The following is a 15,196-nucleotide window of genomic DNA, read 5'->3' as shown; positions in this document are numbered from 1 at the left end:
GGCGGGATACGCGTCCTCAGCGGAGCCGTCGCAGTTGTCGCAGATAGGGGTCCTGGGCCCGGCGTGGCAGTACGCGTACGCGCACGTCGAGTGCGGTGATCCGGTCCGGCCGGGCGAGGACGGGGTTGAGGTCGGCTTCGGCGAGCTGCGGCAGGTCGCTCGCCAGTCGAGAGAGCCGCAGCAGCAGTTGCTCGATGCCCTCCAGGTCGACCGGCCCGCCGCCCCCGCCGCCGAACAGCAGCGGGGCGCAGCGGGGCGCGGTGATCAGTTCGTGGACGTCGTGGTCGGTGAGCGGTGCGAGGCGGGCCGCGTGGTCGGCGAGCACCTCGGTGGCCGTGCCGCCGTGCCCGAACAGCACCAGCGGCCCGAAGACCTCGTCCTGCACGACCCCGGCGAACAGCTCAACACCGCGCGGGGCGAGAGGCTGCACGACCACGCCCGTCATCAGGTGGCCAAAGCGCACCTCGAAGTCCCGGTAGGCGGCGCGGACCTGGGCGTCGCCGCGCAGGTCGAGGTGGAGCGCGTGCTCCTGGCTCTTGTGCAGCAGGCCGGGCCAGTGTGCCTTCAGTACGACGAGTCCGTCGGGGCCCTTGAGGCGTTCGGCGGCGAGCACCGCGTCGTCCTCGGTCTCGGCCCACGCCCAGGGAAGCTGGCGGATGCCGTAGGCGTCCAGGAGCTCGGCGCACTCGCGCGGGCCGAGCCAGCCGCCCTCCGGGTGCCGGTCCAGGTAGGCATCGATGGCGGTGTGCGCACGGGCCGGGTCGATGCCGTCGGGGTCGGGCACGGTGCCGGACGGCTGGGCGAGCCAGCGGGTGCGTGCGGCGGCGTGGGCGAGAGCGCGGGCGGCGGCCTGCGGGTCGGCGTAGGCGGGGACCGTACCTTCCTCAGCGGGCAACAGCCGCACCGGCAGGTCCTGGTCGAGCAGGACCGCGGCGACCGGCCGGTCGCGGCGCCGGTCCGGGGTGTGGGTGAGGGACCGGACCAGCGCGTCGCCGGTCGCGGCGGCGACCGCGGTGGGCACGAGTGCCGCCAGGACCGCGTCGACGCGGCCGCTTGCGGCGAGGAGGCGCACGCAGGCGCGCAGTTGCTCCTCGCCGACTGCCGCGGTGGCGTCTACGGGATTGGTGGCGGTGGCCCCTTCGGGCAGGACGGCGAGGACGTCGTCGATGAGGTCGGTGCCGAGCGGCGGGAGAGTAAGTCCCGCTTCGGCGCAGGCGTCGGCGGTGAGGACCCCGGCGCCGCCCGCGTTGGTCACCACCGCGACGCGGGTCCCGGCGGGCAGTGGCTGGCTGTGCAACAGGGCGGCGGCTTCCAGGAGTTCGCCGACCGAGCGGGCGGCGGTGATGCCGGCCTGCTGGAAGAGGGCCTGGCGCGTCATGGTCGACGTGGCGGCCGCCGACGTGTGCGAGGCGGCCGCCGCCCGCCCGGCCTCGGTACGGCCCGCGTCAACCGTCAGGATGGGCATCCGCCGGGTGGCACGCCGTGCGGTGCGCGCGAAGGCGCGGGGATTGCCGAACGACTCCAGGTGGAGCAGCGCCAGCTCGGTACGCCCGTCGCACTCCCACCACTGGAGCAGGTCGTTGCCGCTGACGTCGTACTTGTCGCCCAGTGACACGAAGCTGGACACGCCCACGCCCAGTCGGGCCAGCCCGCTGAGCAGTGCGATGCCCACACCCCCGGACTGCACGGCGACTCCGGCCGTTCCGGGCTGCGGGTGCGCGGCCGCGAACGTCGCGTTCAAGCGCACATCCGGTTCCGTGTTGGCGAGACCGAGGCAGTTGGGGCCGACCAGGCGCATCCCGTGGGCCCGGCAGATGTCGAGCAGCGTCCGTGCCTGGGCGGCGTCGAGCCCGGCGGAGACGCTGACGAGGGCGGCCACGCCGAGCTTGCCGCACTCCTCGGCGGCCGCCGGGACTTGGTCCGCGGGCACGGCGAGCACCGCGAGTTCCGGTACGTGTGGCAGGGAGGCGAGGTCGGGGTGGGTGTGGACGCCGAGGACGGTGGCGGCGTTCGGGTTGACGGCGAACAGACGGCCGGTGAAGCCGCCGGTGCACAGGTTGCGCAGGATCGCCCGGCCGACCGAGCCCGGCTTGCGGCCCGCGCCGATGACGACGACTGACTCGGGGCGCAGCACCGGCCGCAGGCTCGCCACTCCGGCCGTGCGGTCCCGGAAGTCGACGGACGTCAAATAGGCGTCGCTCTGGGCGAGTTGAACGACGCATTGGACCTCGGTGCCCTCGAAGTGGCGGGCGGTACTCAGGCCGAGATCCGCGAAGACCTTCAGGACCTCGTGGTTCTCGGCGAGTGCGTCGGCGGTGAACGCGGTGATTCCGGCGGCGCGCGCAGCGGACACCAGGTGCTCCAAGAGCAGGGTGCCGACGCCACGGTGGTGCCAGTGGCCGTCGACGGCCAGCGCGATATCGGCCGTGACGGTGCCCGTATTGATGGCGTCGGCGCTCGTGGTCTCGTACTCGGCGATCCCGACCAGGTGTCCGTCGTGCTCGGCGAGCAGCGCGCGGTACCCGGAGCCTCCCCGGCGCGCGCTTCGCGGATTACCCGGCACGCTACGGCCGGCCACGCGCGCCGCCGCTTGCTCGGCCGACCGGTGGCTCGCCACGAAGAACCGCAGCCGCAGGTGCTCCGGCGACATGCCTTCGTACAGGCGAAGCACCGCGTCGTGGTCGGCGGGTCCGCCGGGGCGTATGCGAACGGTGGTGCCGTCGGAGAGCAGGGCATGGGCGATGTCGGGGACCGTGGCGGGTGAGCGGGGAGCTGCGCTGCTGGCCATCGTGTACCTCGCGCTGGCGTTCGGTCGGTTGATGTCTTCAGAGTCGTGCCGGACACCTGCGCTGGGCAGTGGCCGACCGGGCACGAGCTCGAGGGCCGATCGACCCCTTCCGGGGGCCGCTCGCCTCTGCCTCGCTGGAGTACGTCACCCGGCGGCCCGGTCAACCACGGGTACTGCACCACTCGGCGGGCGAGCCGAACAGCTCCGGGACGGGACCGGGTGGCCCCTGCACACGCGACCCCGTCGGCACGACGCTTGCGACAAGAGGGGGTGAGGACGATGGTCCTGCCGATCGTGGTGGGCCTGGACGGCTCACGTGAGAGCGCCTTCGCCGCGGACTGGGCGGCCAGGGAGGCGGCACGCCGCGGGCTCCCGTTACGTCTGGTGCACGCCTGGGAGGGGCTGCCGGGGAACGAGGAACCGGTGCACCTGCCGGAGTTGAAGGTTCCGCGGGACTGGGCGCGGCGTGTCCTGCGCACCGCCGTGGACCGGCTGGCCGCGCAGCATCCACAGGTGAGCCTCACTGCCGAGCAGATCCGCCGGCCGCCCGTTCCCGCGCTGGTGGCGGAGGCGGAGTCCGCAGCGTCACTGGTGCTCGGCAGCCAGGGCTTCGGCGGGCTCGGCGGGCTCCTCGCAGGGTCGGTCGCCACGGCCGTGGTGGCACGCGCGCGGACGCCGGTCGTGCTGGTTCGCGCGGGTTTCGACGCCGTCGACGAGCATGTGCCGAACGGCGACGGGCAGACCTCGGCCGATACGCCGCACCGCCCGGTGGCGCTGGCCCTCGACCTTTCGCACGACTGCGACTCGCTGCTCGGCTTCGCCTTCGAGGCCGCGCGGCACCGCGCCGCACCTCTGTACGCGGTGTACGCCTGGAGGCGTCCACACTCCCACGCCGGCACGGACGAACAGGGGTACGTGCCGGGCCGGTGGGACGCCGAGTGGGCACTGGCCAGCGTGCTCGACCCGTGGCGTGACAAGTACCCGGAGGTCACCGTCCACGCGGAGGCGGAGCATACCCGTCCCGTCCACGCCGTCCTGCGGGCGGCGGAACACGCGGGCCTGCTCGTCCTCGGCCGCGAGATGCGCCGGAGCCCGGCGGGCGGCCACACGGGCCACGTCACGCGCATGGCCATCCAGCACGTCAGGTGCCCCATCGCCGTTGTCGCCCACGACTGAGCCACCACGGCTGATCAGCGGAACACGGTTCACCCGACAACTGGCCGTGCCTGTCACCGCCACCATGACCACAAGGAGCCGTACATGACCGTCCGCATAGGCATCAACGGATTCGGCCGCATCGGCCGTACCTACCTGCGCTGCGTCCTGCAGCGCGGCTCGGACGTCGACGTCGTCGCCGTCAACGACATAGCCCCGGTGGGGACGATGGCGCATCTGCTGGAGTACGACTCGACGTACGGCAGGCTCCGGGAGGACATCGTGCACGACGACACGTCGATCACCGTGGGAGGACACCGCGTCGCGGTCACGGCGGAGCGCGATCCGGCCGCCCTGGACTGGCGCAAGGAGCGCGTGGACGTGGTCGTCGAGTCCACGGGCCGCTTCCGCGACCGCGACGCGGCGGCCCTGCATCTCAAGGGCGGCGCTCGCAAGGTGCTGCTCTCCGCCCCCGGCAAGGGAGTCGACGCCACCGTCGTCATGGGCGTCAACCAGGACACGTACGACCCCGGGCGGCATCAGATCCTCTCCGCCGCCTCCTGCACCACCAACTGTGTCGTTCCGATGGTGACGGTCCTGCACGAGCACTTCGGCATCGTCCGCGGCCTGATGACCACCGTGCACGGCTACACCAACGACCAAGCCCTCCTCGACGGCCCGCACAAGGACCTCCGCCGGGCCCGCTCCGCGGCGCTCAGCATCATCCCCACCAGCACGGGCGCGGCGCGCGCCGTCGGCGCCATCGTGCCCGACCTGGACGGGGCCCTGAACGGCCTCGCGCTGCGCGTGCCCGTGGAGGACGGCTCGCTGACCGACCTCACCGTGGTGCTGCGGCGCGAGGCAACCGCCCAGGAGATCAACGCGGCCTTCGACGAGGCGGCCTCCGGCGAACTGTCCGGCGTCCTGCGGGTGTCACGGGCCCCGATCGTCTCTCGCGACGTCATCGGCGACTCCGCCTCCTGCGTGTTCGACCCCGCCCTCACACAGGCCCATGGCGACCTGGTGAAGGTCTTCGGGTGGTACGACAACGAGTGGGGCTACACCAACCGACTGCTCGACCTGACCGAGTACGTGGCCGCACGGCTGTAGGCGGCAAGAGGGAGGCGCGTGCCATGGAGCGAACGATATGCAGCGGAGTCGACGGATCGCCCGAGAGCCTGGCGGCGGCCCGGTGGGCGGCGGAGGAGGCCGTTCTGCGTGACGTGCCGCTGCACCTGATCCACGCGGGGGACCGGGGCCCCGAGGAGCCCGGACAGGCGGGTGCTGTTGCACGACGCCTTGCCCGGCAGATCCTGGACGAGGCCCAGGAAGGGGCGAGGTCGGCCTGCCCGACCGTCCGGCTGACGGACGAGCACGCCGCAGGGCCCGCGACGGCCGCGTTGCTGCGGGCGGGCGACGACGCGGTGATGACCGTGCTCGGCTCACGCGGTCTGAGCGCGGTCGCGGGACTGCTCGTCGGCTCGGTCGCCCAGGGCGTCGTCGCACGGACCACCCGCCCCGCCGTGCTCGTGCGGGCCGTCGAGTGGCAGCCGGACGGCGCCGTCGTCCTGGGCATCGACGTGACGGAACCGTGCGACGAGGTGATCGAGTTCGCCTTCTCCTCCGCCCTCCTGCACCGCGTGCCGCTGCACGTGATGCACGCCTGGAGCGAACCGTCCCCCGCAAGCATCGGCTCGGGCGAGATCGCCTTGGTGGAGGAGCCGAAACGGATGAAGGAGTGGCAGGGGTTCGTTGATGCCGTCCTGCAACCGTGGCGTCTGAAGCACCCGAATACCGCCGTCACGGAAACCGTCGAGAAGGGACGCCCCGCGTCTCTGCTTCTGGAGGCCGCCGCGGGTGCCGGGCTGCTCGTCGTCGGCAGGCGGGTGCGGGAGCGCCCGCGCCTCGGTCCGCAGACCGGGCCCGTGACCCACAAGGTGATCCACCACGCGACATGTCCGGTGGCGGTGGTGCCGCACCTGTAGTGCGCGGGCGTCCGTCCGCGGTTCCCCACGCGGGCGGGTGACCGGCCGCTGATCCCGGACGCCGGCAAAAGGTCCTGGCCAACATGACTACGGCCTGTACGTGAAACCTCTCGCAGAGGTTGACGGACCAGTACGGTGGGAGAGAGGTGCGTGGCTGTCGAGCCGCACTTTGGCTGTGTGATCCGGTCGGAGGAAGCGGTGAGTGAGGAAACGCGGAAGGAACCCGGCCAGCACCTACCCAAACTGCGGCTGGACGAGTTGCTGGACGAGCTGCAGTCGCGGATCGACGCGGCACGCGGCACACAGGACCGGGTGCACAGCCTGCTGGAGGCGGTGCTCTCGGTGGGCAGGGAGCTCGGGCTGCCGCAGGTGCTGCGGCGCATCGTCGAGGCCGCGGTCGTGCTGGTGGATGCGGAGTACGGTGCGCTCGGCGTGATCGGAGACGACAGCAAGCTGGCGCAGTTTCTGACAGTCGGCATCGACGATGAACAGCGCGCGCGGATCGGCGATCTACCCAGTGGGCATGGCATTCTTGGCGAGCTGATCCGGCATCCGCAGCCGTTGCGGCTGCCGGAACTCTCCGAGCATCCCGCTTCCCACGGCTTTCCGGCGGACCACCCGCCGATGCATTCGTTCCTGGGCGTGCCCATCCGGGTACGCGACCAGGTCTTCGGCAACCTGTACCTCACGGAGAAGCGTGGTGCCGCCGAGTTCGACGCCGAGGACGAGGCGGTGCTCTCCACCCTCGCAGTGGCGGCCGGCGTCGCCATCGAGAACGCACGCTTGTACGAGGAGGCCCGCCTGCGTGAGCGCTGGCTGCGGGCCAGCGCGGAGGTTACCCGCGCGTTGCTGTCCGGCGCACCGGGCGGGAGGGTGCTGGAACTGATCGTCGAGCAAGCCCGCGAGATCGTCTCGGCCGACGTGGGGATGATCGCGGAATATGTGGTCAGGACCGAGGAGCTGCGGCCGGTGCTCGCCGTCGGAGCGGACGTGGAGCGACGCAGCGGCCTGCGGCTCTCCGCTCAGGACGGCTTCGTCGGAGCCGCCCTCACCACATCCGAGCCGGTGGTCAGCGCCGACATCCGGCACGACGCCCGTACCGGCGAGGACGCGGCACAGTGGACCGGGCTCGGCCCCGTAGTGGCTGTGCCGCTCGGCGCGGGAGGCAAGGCCCGCGGGGTGCTGCTACTCGGGCGCACGGCCGGGCGGACGCCGTTCTCCGGTGCGGACACCGGACCGCTGCTCGGCTTCGCGGGCCAGGCGGCGCTGGCATTGGAACTCGCCGAGCGGCGCCAGGACGCCGAACAGGTCGCTCTCCTGAAGGACCGCGACCGGATCGCCCGCGACCTGCACGATCTGGCCATCCAGCGGCTGTTCGCCGCCGGGATGACGCTGCAGAGCACTCAGAGGTTCGTAGACCACCCCCAGGCCGTCGAGCGGCTGTCCCGCACCGTCGACGACCTCGACGACACGATCAAGATCATCCGCTCCACCATCTTCGGACTGCGCACGCACGGCGAGGGGACAGTGGAGGACGGGGGACTGCGGGCCCGCGTGGCGGAGACGGTCAGAGCCTCCACCACGTCGCTCGGCTTCGCGCCCGCACTGCGGGTCGAGGGGCTCGTGGACACCGACGTACCGGCCGATGTCGCCGACCATGCGGTCGCGGTCCTCAGCGAGGCGCTCAGCAACGCCGCCCGGCACTCCGGTGCGTCGTCCGTGGACGTCCATCTGTGTTGCTCCGGTGGTGAGTTGACCCTCACCGTCGCGGACAACGGCTCCGGCATTCCGAAGAACGCCGCGCGGAGCGGCCTGGGCAACATGGCGGACCGGGCCCGCGTGCTCGGTGGGGAGATGACGTTCCGCGAGCGCCCGGAGGGCGGAGGGACCTGTTTGGTGTGGCGCGTACCTGCACGCTCAGCCACGGCTTGATGATCCATCGTGGGTGATCACCTGGCGCGCCGCGAGACGTGGGGACGGCAGCCCTTCCGGACCATAGCCGAGGCGGATCACCATCTGAGCGTGCGCGGTACGGTCTCCGGGTTCGTTCACCAGGCGCTCACGCAGGTCCGGCCACTCAAGGGCCTGGTGCAGCAGCGAAGCACATACCCCGTGCGCCGTGGCCACCAACAGCACGCGTTCGAGCGCCTGTCCGGCCCGTAGCCAGTCCACCCGCCGGTCGCGCGCGGTGGACAGCACGGCGATCGAGGGGCGCTTCTCGAAGGGGCGGCTGACGAGCACGGCCGGATGCCGGTGGGCGCCGAAGTCCCGCATCGGGATCCGCTCCCGGGCGTCCTGCTGCCCCAGGGCCGCGGGCTGGATGCCAAGGCCCGTGCCGTCCGGGCCATGTACCCAGTGGCGGCTCTCCGAGGCCCGGCCGGCGTCGGTGCTCGTGCGGCGCTCCGCCTCACACATGAGCCTCAGCAGACGGTCCGTCTCGGCGGGCCCCGGGCGGGCCAGTTCGGCACCTTCGGCACGCGCGGCCGCGGTGAGCGCGTTCAGTACGGAGCTGGGCAGCGACCGCCCGGAGAAGGGGAACCGGCTGCTGTGTCGGCGCCATAGGGCGTCGTACAGGTCCGACAGGCGCGTCGGGCTGCCGGTGGCGGTGCGGCTGAGAGGGACGGCGGCGAGCAGGTCCGGCTCGTCGGGGCGCGGCAACAGCCTGGGCACCGAGGTCCAGCCGAAGTGCGCCACCGCCACCCGGAGATTGAAGGTCGCACAGCCCACGGACAGGTGCAGGGCGCGGCCGGTCGGGTCGATGTGGCGCAGCCCGCGCCGCGCCACGGCACGGATCTCCACGGCGAGGTCGTCGGGATCGAGGCGGAAGCGCCAGGGCTGGGTGTTGTGGATCGAAGGGGCGGCCACGGCCGCGGCGACGAGTTTCTCGAGCGTGGCCGCGTCGAGTACGGGAGTGCGCATCAGGAACTCCTCCCCGCCCGAACCGACACGGGTCGGCGGGCGATGCGGTGAGCAGATCCAGCGTGGCCGCCCCGGGCGACGGCGGGGGAGGGGCCGTGCGGCCCCGCGCTACGCCGTACGGCCTCCGCGGCGTCACTCCGGGGGCGGCTGCCGGGTCTCCGGCTGCTCCAACTGCGAGGCGAGGACGGCGGCCTGTACGCGGCGGTGCACGCCGAGCTTGGCCAGGAGCCGCGAGATGTGGTTCTTGACGGTCTTCTCCGACAGAAAGAGCCGCTTGCCGATCTCCCGGTTGGTGAGTCCCTCCCCGATGAGCGCGAGGATGTCCCGCTCCCGGGTCGAGAGAGAGGCGAGTTCGGGCGCGACGGTGGGGGTGTCGGCGGGCTCCGCGCGCAAGGAGCGCATCAGGCGGGCGGTCGTCGCAGGATCGAGCATCGACTGGCCCGAGGCGACCGTGCGTACCGCGGAGACGAGGTCGGAGCCCTTGATCTGCTTGAGTACGTAGCCGGCGGCGCCGGCCATGATGGCGTCGAGCAGGGCGTCCTCGTCGTCGAACGACGTCAGCATCAGGCAGGCCAGCTCCGGCATCCGGCTGCGGAGCTCGCGGCAGACGGTCACGCCGTCACCGTCCGGTAGGCGTACATCCAGGACCGCCACATGCGGACGGAGCGCGGGGCCCCGTACCAGCGCATGTTCGACGGTGTCGGCGTCACCCACCACCGAGATGTCCGGCTCGGCCTCAAGGAGGTCGGCCAGACCGCGTCGGACGACCTCGTGGTCGTCCAGCAGGAAGACGCGGATCGGGTGTGACTCGGTGAAGGTGCGTGCCTCGCTCATGTCGACCCCTTCTTCCCGGTGGACGACGGGCCGCGGGCCGCCCGTCGCGACGATCATCACCCCGTCGGGCCGAGAGGCACTAGGGCCGACCGGGCCCACCCTCTTCATGATGTGCCGTGATCGGCCCCGCTCCGTGGCCGTTCGGGAGCCGGTGTCGTCCGGTGTCCTCGGCGAGAGCGAACTCCACGGCCACGACACCCTCGACCGCTCGGGCGAGGCGGGCGGCTGCCGGAACCAGGTCCGGGTCCCCGACGCGTCCTTTGACCGTCACGACCCCGCCGCGTACCTGGACCCACACGGACGAGCCAGGTGCGGGGAAGAGGTAGGACACCACCTCCCGGCGGACCTCCTCGGCGATGTCCTCGTCGTCGCGCAGGAACACCTTCAGCAGATCCGCGCGGCTCACGATGCCCACCAGGCCGCCCTGCTCGTCGACGACCGGAAGGTGCTTGATCCTTTCCCGCGACATGGTCCGCGCGGCGGCGGCGAGCGTGGTGTCGGGGCTCACTGTGACGGCCGGCGAGGTCATCAGGGCTCTGGCGGTCGTGCCGTCCGCCTTCGTGGCAGCACTGAGACGCCGCAGCCGCTCGCTGCTGTCGAGAGGACCCTCGCGGAACTCCTCCTTGGGTAGGAGATCGGTCGCGGACACGATTCCGAGGACGCGGCCGCCGCCCAGCACTGGCAGGGCGCTCACCTGGCGGTCTTGCATGATCCGGACGATCTCCCTGAAGGGCGTCGTGCGGCGGACGGCGAGGACGGAACGCGTCATGACGTCGCCCACGATGTGCGGGATGGTATGCACGGCGGTCACCCCTCGGGAGAGCCTGACCCAGCGGAGGTCACAGGGTGCTTCCGCTGCCGTACGGGGCGTACAGGTCAAGGAGTCGGGTGCGCGTCGAGTGCAGCCGGTGGGCGACGATGCCGCCCACCCACTCGGCGACGTGCCGGCCGAAGAGGGGATTCTCCTGGCACATCGCTCGCACAGCGACGGCGTCGAACTCGTAGGCCCGTACCGGCGCGGTCGCCTCGCCGCCAAGGTGCCAGACGTGCGGGGTGAACAGCCAGGACCAGCCGATGAGTTGGCTGTGTCCGAGGGTTTCGATGACGGCTGCGCGCCGGCCGGGCACGTGCAGGTCCAGCGCGACCGTGCCGGTACGGATGATCCAGAACCGGTCGGCGTGGCCGCCCTCCTCGAAGAGACGGGCGCCCTGCGGGAACGACACTTCGCGGGCGATGTCCATCAGCCGGCGCTGGTCGGCCGCGGGCAGCGCCTTCAGCGTGCTCGGCATGGGGGAAAAGTTCATGGCGTGCCTCCAGGAGGGTGTGAGCACTCGCCACTTCCATGATGTTCCCGGGCCGCCCCGCACTCCAAGGGCCTGGTGGCCCCCTCGCCGGGCCGGTCGGTACCGCCGCTCGGCGCGCGATCGCGTCCGACATCCTGAGGGCCGCTCCTCGACTTGCGCAGGGCTGGGCCGGGCGAGCCTCCCCGCGGGGCCGGGTGGTCCCGCGGGGACGGGCCGTGTGGCACCACCGGAGCGGACCTTTGGCATCCGGCGGACGAGGTGCGCGGTGAGCAGAGTGAGTGATGTCAGGTACCGGGATCACCGTTCACGAGAAGGGCATCACCATGGCCGTGCACGACCACCCGCACCACGGCACGGGATTTCACCTGCCGTCGTTCCGCAGGGCACGACGCGACTCGTCCGATATCGCGGTGACGCACCGTGCCGACACGCGCACAACGCGGGACTACGCCTTCGCCTCACTGCGCCTGCTGACCGGGTTCGTCTTCTTGTGGGCCTTCCTCGACAAGACCTTCGGCTTCGGGTACGCCACCCCGTCAGGCAAGGCGTGGATCGACGACGGCTCGCCGACCAGGGGTTTCCTCGGCAATGTGGTGGCCGGCCCGATGGAGTCCACGTTCCACTCGTGGGCCGGGGCCGCCTGGGCCGACTGGCTGTTCATGCTGGGCCTGCTTGGCATAGGGGTTGCCCTGGTCAGCGGCATCGCACTGCGGCTCGCGGCGCTGGCCGGAACCGCCATGATGGTGCTGATGTGGATGGCCGAATGGCCGCCCGCCAAGCACCTCTCCGACGGCGGCGCGAGCATGTCCACGAATCCCTTGGTGGAGTACCACGTCATCTACGCCGTGGCGCTCATCGCCCTCGCGGCGGCCTCCGCCGGTGACACCTTGGGCGCGGGCCGGCTGTGGGCCAGGCTGCCCTTCGTCCGGAAGAACGGTTGGCTGCGCTGACCCAGCGGCCGCGGGCCGGGGCAGGCGTGGACGGATTCAATCCGTCCACGCCGTTTCCCGGTCGGTGAGGAGGAGCGTGCAGGACTCCCCGGGCCCCACGGGCACAGTTCGGTCGGCCAGCGCGATGTCGATCGGGTCCCGGTCGGATTCCGGCACGGTGATCCGCAGCTTGCCCGCGCTCAGCCGCAGCTGCACACCCCAGTGTCCCCGGTAGCGGATCGCGAAGCCGTACTCGGACAGCTCGGGCAGCGGTACGGGGTCGAGGCGCAGGGTCCCGTCACGGGTCTCGAGGCCGGTCAGGCCGCGCTGGACCAGGTCGAGGGTGCCGGCCATGGCGCCGAGGTGGATGCCCTCGCCCGTAGTGCCGCCCTGTACGTCGGCGATGTCCCCGGCCAGGGCCTCCTGGACGTAGGTCCAGGCGTCGGTGCGTCGGGCGCGGGCCAGGATCCAGCCGTGGACGAGGCTGCTGAGGGTGGATCCGTGGCTGGTGCGGGACAGGTAGTGGTCGACGGTGCGCTGCCAGGTGGCATCGTCGATGACGTATCCCAACTGCTTGAAGAGACCCTGGAGTTCGGCCGGCGCGAAGAGGTAGCCGAGCATCAGGACGTCGGCCTGTTTGGACGCCTGGTAGTGGTTGACGCTGTCGTTCTCGGCCTCCAGGATCCGGTCCAGGCGGCGGATGTCGCCGTAACGCGCCCGGTACGCCGCCCAGTCGAGCTCGGCCAGCTCGCCGTACCCCTCGAACTGGCTGATGACACCGGAGTGGAAAGGCACGTGCAGCTTTCGTGACACGTCCTCCCAGGCGTCGAGTTCCCCGGGGGCGAGGCCGATGCGCTCGCCGAGGTCCCGGCGCCGCGGTTCGGGCAGGCCGCGGACCACGTCGAGGGCCCGGGCCAGCACCCAGGCGGCGGTGACGTTCGTGTACGCGTTGTCATCCAGGCCCGGCCGTGAGGACCCCGGATACGCCTCGTGGTACTCGTCGGGGCCGACGACACCACGGATCCGGTAGCGGCCGAGCCCCTCGTCGTACGTGGCGAGCCCGGCCCAGAACCGGGCGATCTGCGCCAGCATCTCGGCGCCCTTGGTGTGCAGGAACTCGCTGTCGCCGCTGGCCTCGCAGTATTGCCACACGTTGTACGCGATCGCCGAGCCGACGTGGTGCTGGAGGCGGGAGTGGTCGGGCAGCCAGCGGCCCGAGCGCGGGTTGAGGTGGAGTTCCTGCGTCTCCTCGCGGCCGTCGCTGCCGCTCTGCCACGGGTACATGGCGCCGCTGTGCCCGGCGTCACGGGCGGCGAAGCATGCCTGCTCCAGGCGCCGGTGGCGGTAGGTGAGCAGGGCGCGGGAGACCTCGGGGAAGTGCAGGTTGAGGTAGGGCAGGACGAACAACTCGTCCCAGAAGACATGCCCCCGGTATGCCTCGCCGTGCAGCCCCCGGGCCGGGACGCCGACGTCCAGGTCGGCCGTGTGTGGGGAGAGCGTCTGCAGGACGTGGAAGAGGTGCAGCCGCAGCACCGGCCCCGCCCTGTTGGGCACGTCCAGCTCGGCGTTGCGCCACAACTGCTGCCAGGCCGTGCGGTGGGAGGCCAGCAGGGCGGTGGCGTCGGGCGCACGGCGTACCCGGTCGACGGCAGCGTGCAGCGGGTCACTGATCGCCGCGTCGCGCGAGGTGTGCAGTGCGACGGTCTTGTCGACGGTCACGGTCCGCCCGTCGGTGAGAGAGAGCCGCAAGCGCTGGACGGCCCGCCCGTCGTCGTGCGCGACGGAGATCGTGGTCGGGGCGTCGGTCGTGGTCCGGGCGGCCAGGCCGACGCGGATGTCGGAGGTCGTGGTGCGACAGCGCAGCCACACCGTGACGCTGTCGTCGGAAGCACCGGTGTGGGCGTGGGTGAGGTGACGTGAGGCCAGCTGTCGGTAGCGATCGACGCCGGAGTTGGTGACGGTCCCGTCGATCGCCGCTTCGACTTCCAGTCCGCCGGACCAGCCCTCCGCCGTGAATTCGGTGCGCAGCAGCGCCAGATGAGGGTCTGCCATGTGGAGCAGGCGCAGTTGGCGCACCGCGAGGACGCGGCCGCTGTCGTCTTCGTAGCGCAGGGTACGGGTGAGCGTGCCGGAGCGCAGGTCGAGGCTCTGGCGATGGTCGAGTACTTTGTGAGTGTCGGGGGACAGCCACTCGCCCGGGCCGGTACGGAAGCGCAGCGGCAGCCAGTTGGGCAGGTTGACCATGTCCTCGTTCTCGACCTTGCGTCCGGCCAGGTCGGACGTGAGGCGGTTGTAGCAGCCCGCGGCGTACGTGCCGGGGTAGTGGACGGAGTCGGCGGCGCACTCCGGGGCGGCGCCGCGTGTCGCGAAGTAGCCGTTGCCGAGAGTGCACAGCGACTCACGGAGCCGTTCCTGGGCAGGGTCGTAGCCCTCGTACTCCCAGGTCCAGTCGGTGAGGTCGGGCGAGTCGGTCCCGTCGGGCATGCTCAGTCCTCCGATGTGAGCAGATCGGCGAGGTCGTCGACCACGAGGTCCGCGCCGTGGTTCAGGAGCGCGGCACGGGTGGCCGGGGTGCGGGCCCGGTCCACGCCGACGACCAGGCCGAAGCCGCCGCGCCGCCCTGCCTCCACGCCCGCGAGAGCGTCCTCGACGACGGCGGTGCGGGCGGCGGGGAAGCCCAGGCGGCGGGCGGCCTCCAGGAACAGGGCGGGTTCGGGCTTGCCGGGCAGGTTCAGGCGGGCGGCCTCGGCGCCGTCGACCAAGGTGTCGAAGAGGTCTCGTACACCGGCGTGATCGAGGAGTTCCGGGGCGTGCCGGGACGCGGACGCGGCGGCCCGGGGAATCCCCGCGGACCGCAGGACGCGCAGCAGCCGGACGGTGCCGGGATAGGCGTCGATGCCGTGCTCCCGCAGTCGCTCGGTGAAGAGCCGCTCCTTGGCGGCGGCGACGGACCGCACCTCGTCCTCGGCGGGGGCGAGCCCGCGGGATTCGAGGAAGGACCGTGCCCCGTCCAGACGTGACTTGCCGTCGACGTACCGCAGATAGTCGTCGTGCTCGTCGAAGGGGCGCTGGTGGTCCTGACGGTCACGCAGATGGACGTCGAAGGCCGCCTTCCACGCGGCGGCGTGCACCCGCGCCGAGTCGGTGATGACGCCGTCGGTGTCGAACACCGCGGCCGCCGTGCCCCGCAGCGCACGGGGCACGGCGGCCTGGGCGGGACCGGCGCTCATCGGGAGCCGCCGGAGCCTCGGCTTGCGCTCGTGGTCATGGTGGTGCGCTCCT

General features: G+C 71.8%; 12 protein-coding genes. 5 read left to right on the top strand and 7 right to left on the bottom strand.

Translation table 11 applies throughout. The features are described 5' to 3' along the window. Window positions 1-16 precede the first annotated feature (16 nt). Window positions 17-2,788 carry a bifunctional acetate--CoA ligase family protein/GNAT family N-acetyltransferase gene (locus tag STRAU_RS02275; protein ID WP_016638596.1) on the bottom strand — a complete coding sequence of 924 codons (2,772 nt, stop codon included), beginning with the start codon at window positions 2,786-2,788 and terminating at the stop codon, window positions 17-19. Window positions 2,789-3,067: 279 nt separating this feature from the next. On the opposite strand from STRAU_RS02275, the gene STRAU_RS02270 reads away from it, so the two are divergent. From STRAU_RS02270 to STRAU_RS02255, 4 genes are all read left to right on the top strand, one after another. Next, entirely contained in the window at window positions 3,068-3,964 is an 897-nt protein-coding gene (locus tag STRAU_RS02270) for a universal stress protein (RefSeq protein WP_016638595.1), read from the top strand. Between the two features lie 84 nt (window positions 3,965-4,048). Then, the gene (gene gap / locus STRAU_RS02265; RefSeq protein WP_016638594.1) at window positions 4,049-5,053 is read left to right on the top strand and encodes a type I glyceraldehyde-3-phosphate dehydrogenase; all 1,005 of its coding nucleotides are present in this window, start codon (window positions 4,049-4,051) and stop codon (window positions 5,051-5,053) included. A 23-nt stretch (window positions 5,054-5,076) separates the two neighbouring features. Beyond that, on the top strand, window positions 5,077-5,928 hold the full coding sequence (locus STRAU_RS02260) for a universal stress protein (protein WP_016638593.1): 852 nt from the start codon (window positions 5,077-5,079) through the stop codon (window positions 5,926-5,928). Window positions 5,929-6,105: 177 nt separating this feature from the next. Beyond that, a complete protein-coding gene (locus STRAU_RS02255; RefSeq protein WP_016638592.1) occupies window positions 6,106-7,860 on the top strand; it encodes a sensor histidine kinase in 1,755 nt (584 codons plus the stop codon). Here the strand turns inward: STRAU_RS02255 and STRAU_RS02250 are convergent. From STRAU_RS02250 to STRAU_RS02235, 4 genes are all read right to left on the bottom strand, one after another. Further along, entirely contained in the window at window positions 7,846-8,847 is a 1,002-nt protein-coding gene (locus STRAU_RS02250) for an Acg family FMN-binding oxidoreductase (RefSeq protein WP_016638591.1), read from the bottom strand. The genes STRAU_RS02255 and STRAU_RS02250 overlap by 15 nt on opposite strands. A gap of 132 nt (window positions 8,848-8,979) precedes the next feature. Further along, on the bottom strand, window positions 8,980-9,681 hold the full coding sequence (locus tag STRAU_RS02245; protein WP_037657149.1) for a response regulator: 702 nt from the start codon (window positions 9,679-9,681) through the stop codon (window positions 8,980-8,982). 79 nt (window positions 9,682-9,760) lie between these two features. Further along, window positions 9,761-10,483 carry a CBS domain-containing protein gene (locus tag STRAU_RS02240; RefSeq protein WP_037657148.1) on the bottom strand — a complete coding sequence of 241 codons (723 nt, stop codon included), beginning with the start codon at window positions 10,481-10,483 and terminating at the stop codon, window positions 9,761-9,763. Between the two features lie 37 nt (window positions 10,484-10,520). Next, the gene (locus STRAU_RS02235) at window positions 10,521-10,985 is read right to left on the bottom strand and encodes a cyclic nucleotide-binding domain-containing protein (protein WP_037657105.1); all 465 of its coding nucleotides are present in this window, start codon (window positions 10,983-10,985) and stop codon (window positions 10,521-10,523) included. 281 nt (window positions 10,986-11,266) lie between these two features. On the opposite strand from STRAU_RS02235, the gene STRAU_RS02230 reads away from it, so the two are divergent. Continuing rightward, on the top strand, window positions 11,267-11,935 hold the full coding sequence (locus tag STRAU_RS02230) for a DoxX family membrane protein (protein WP_037657103.1): 669 nt from the start codon (window positions 11,267-11,269) through the stop codon (window positions 11,933-11,935). A 36-nt stretch (window positions 11,936-11,971) separates the two neighbouring features. Here the strand turns inward: STRAU_RS02230 and STRAU_RS02225 are convergent, their stop codons facing one another. Further along, a complete protein-coding gene (locus tag STRAU_RS02225) occupies window positions 11,972-14,398 on the bottom strand; it encodes a glycoside hydrolase family 65 protein (RefSeq protein ID WP_016638586.1) in 2,427 nt (808 codons plus the stop codon). 2 nt (window positions 14,399-14,400) lie between these two features. Beyond that, window positions 14,401-15,144, bottom strand: a complete 744-nt coding sequence (locus STRAU_RS02220) for an HAD family hydrolase (protein ID WP_016638585.1) — start codon at window positions 15,142-15,144, stop codon at window positions 14,401-14,403. Window positions 15,145-15,196: the final 52 nt, after the last annotated feature.

It is taken from the genome of Streptomyces aurantiacus JA 4570 (genome assembly GCF_000414115.1).
GTDB classification, from domain to species: domain Bacteria; phylum Actinomycetota; class Actinomycetes; order Streptomycetales; family Streptomycetaceae; genus Streptomyces; species Streptomyces aurantiacus_A.
This window is presented reverse-complemented; position numbering and strand designations above follow the sequence as displayed.

Bases quoted from the DNA above. Each gene is read 5' to 3' on its own strand.
- STRAU_RS02245 (WP_037657149.1), bottom strand. From the start codon at position 9,681: ATGAGCGAGGCACGCACCTTCACCGAGTCACACCCGATCCGCGTCTTC.
- STRAU_RS02260 (WP_016638593.1), top strand. From the start codon at position 5,077: ATGGAGCGAACGATATGCAGCGGAGTCGACGGATCGCCCGAGAGCCTG.
- STRAU_RS02250 (WP_016638591.1), bottom strand. From the start codon at position 8,847: ATGCGCACTCCCGTACTCGACGCGGCCACGCTCGAGAAACTCGTCGCC.
- STRAU_RS02230 (WP_037657103.1), top strand. From the start codon at position 11,267: ATGTCAGGTACCGGGATCACCGTTCACGAGAAGGGCATCACCATGGCC.
- gap (WP_016638594.1), top strand. From the start codon at position 4,049: ATGACCGTCCGCATAGGCATCAACGGATTCGGCCGCATCGGCCGTACC.
- STRAU_RS02275 (WP_016638596.1), bottom strand. From the start codon at position 2,788: ATGGCCAGCAGCGCAGCTCCCCGCTCACCCGCCACGGTCCCCGACATC.
- STRAU_RS02220 (WP_016638585.1), bottom strand. From the start codon at position 15,144: ATGAGCGCCGGTCCCGCCCAGGCCGCCGTGCCCCGTGCGCTGCGGGGC.
- STRAU_RS02225 (WP_016638586.1), bottom strand. From the start codon at position 14,398: ATGCCCGACGGGACCGACTCGCCCGACCTCACCGACTGGACCTGGGAG.
- STRAU_RS02235 (WP_037657105.1), bottom strand. From the start codon at position 10,985: ATGAACTTTTCCCCCATGCCGAGCACGCTGAAGGCGCTGCCCGCGGCC.
- STRAU_RS02270 (WP_016638595.1), top strand. From the start codon at position 3,068: ATGGTCCTGCCGATCGTGGTGGGCCTGGACGGCTCACGTGAGAGCGCC.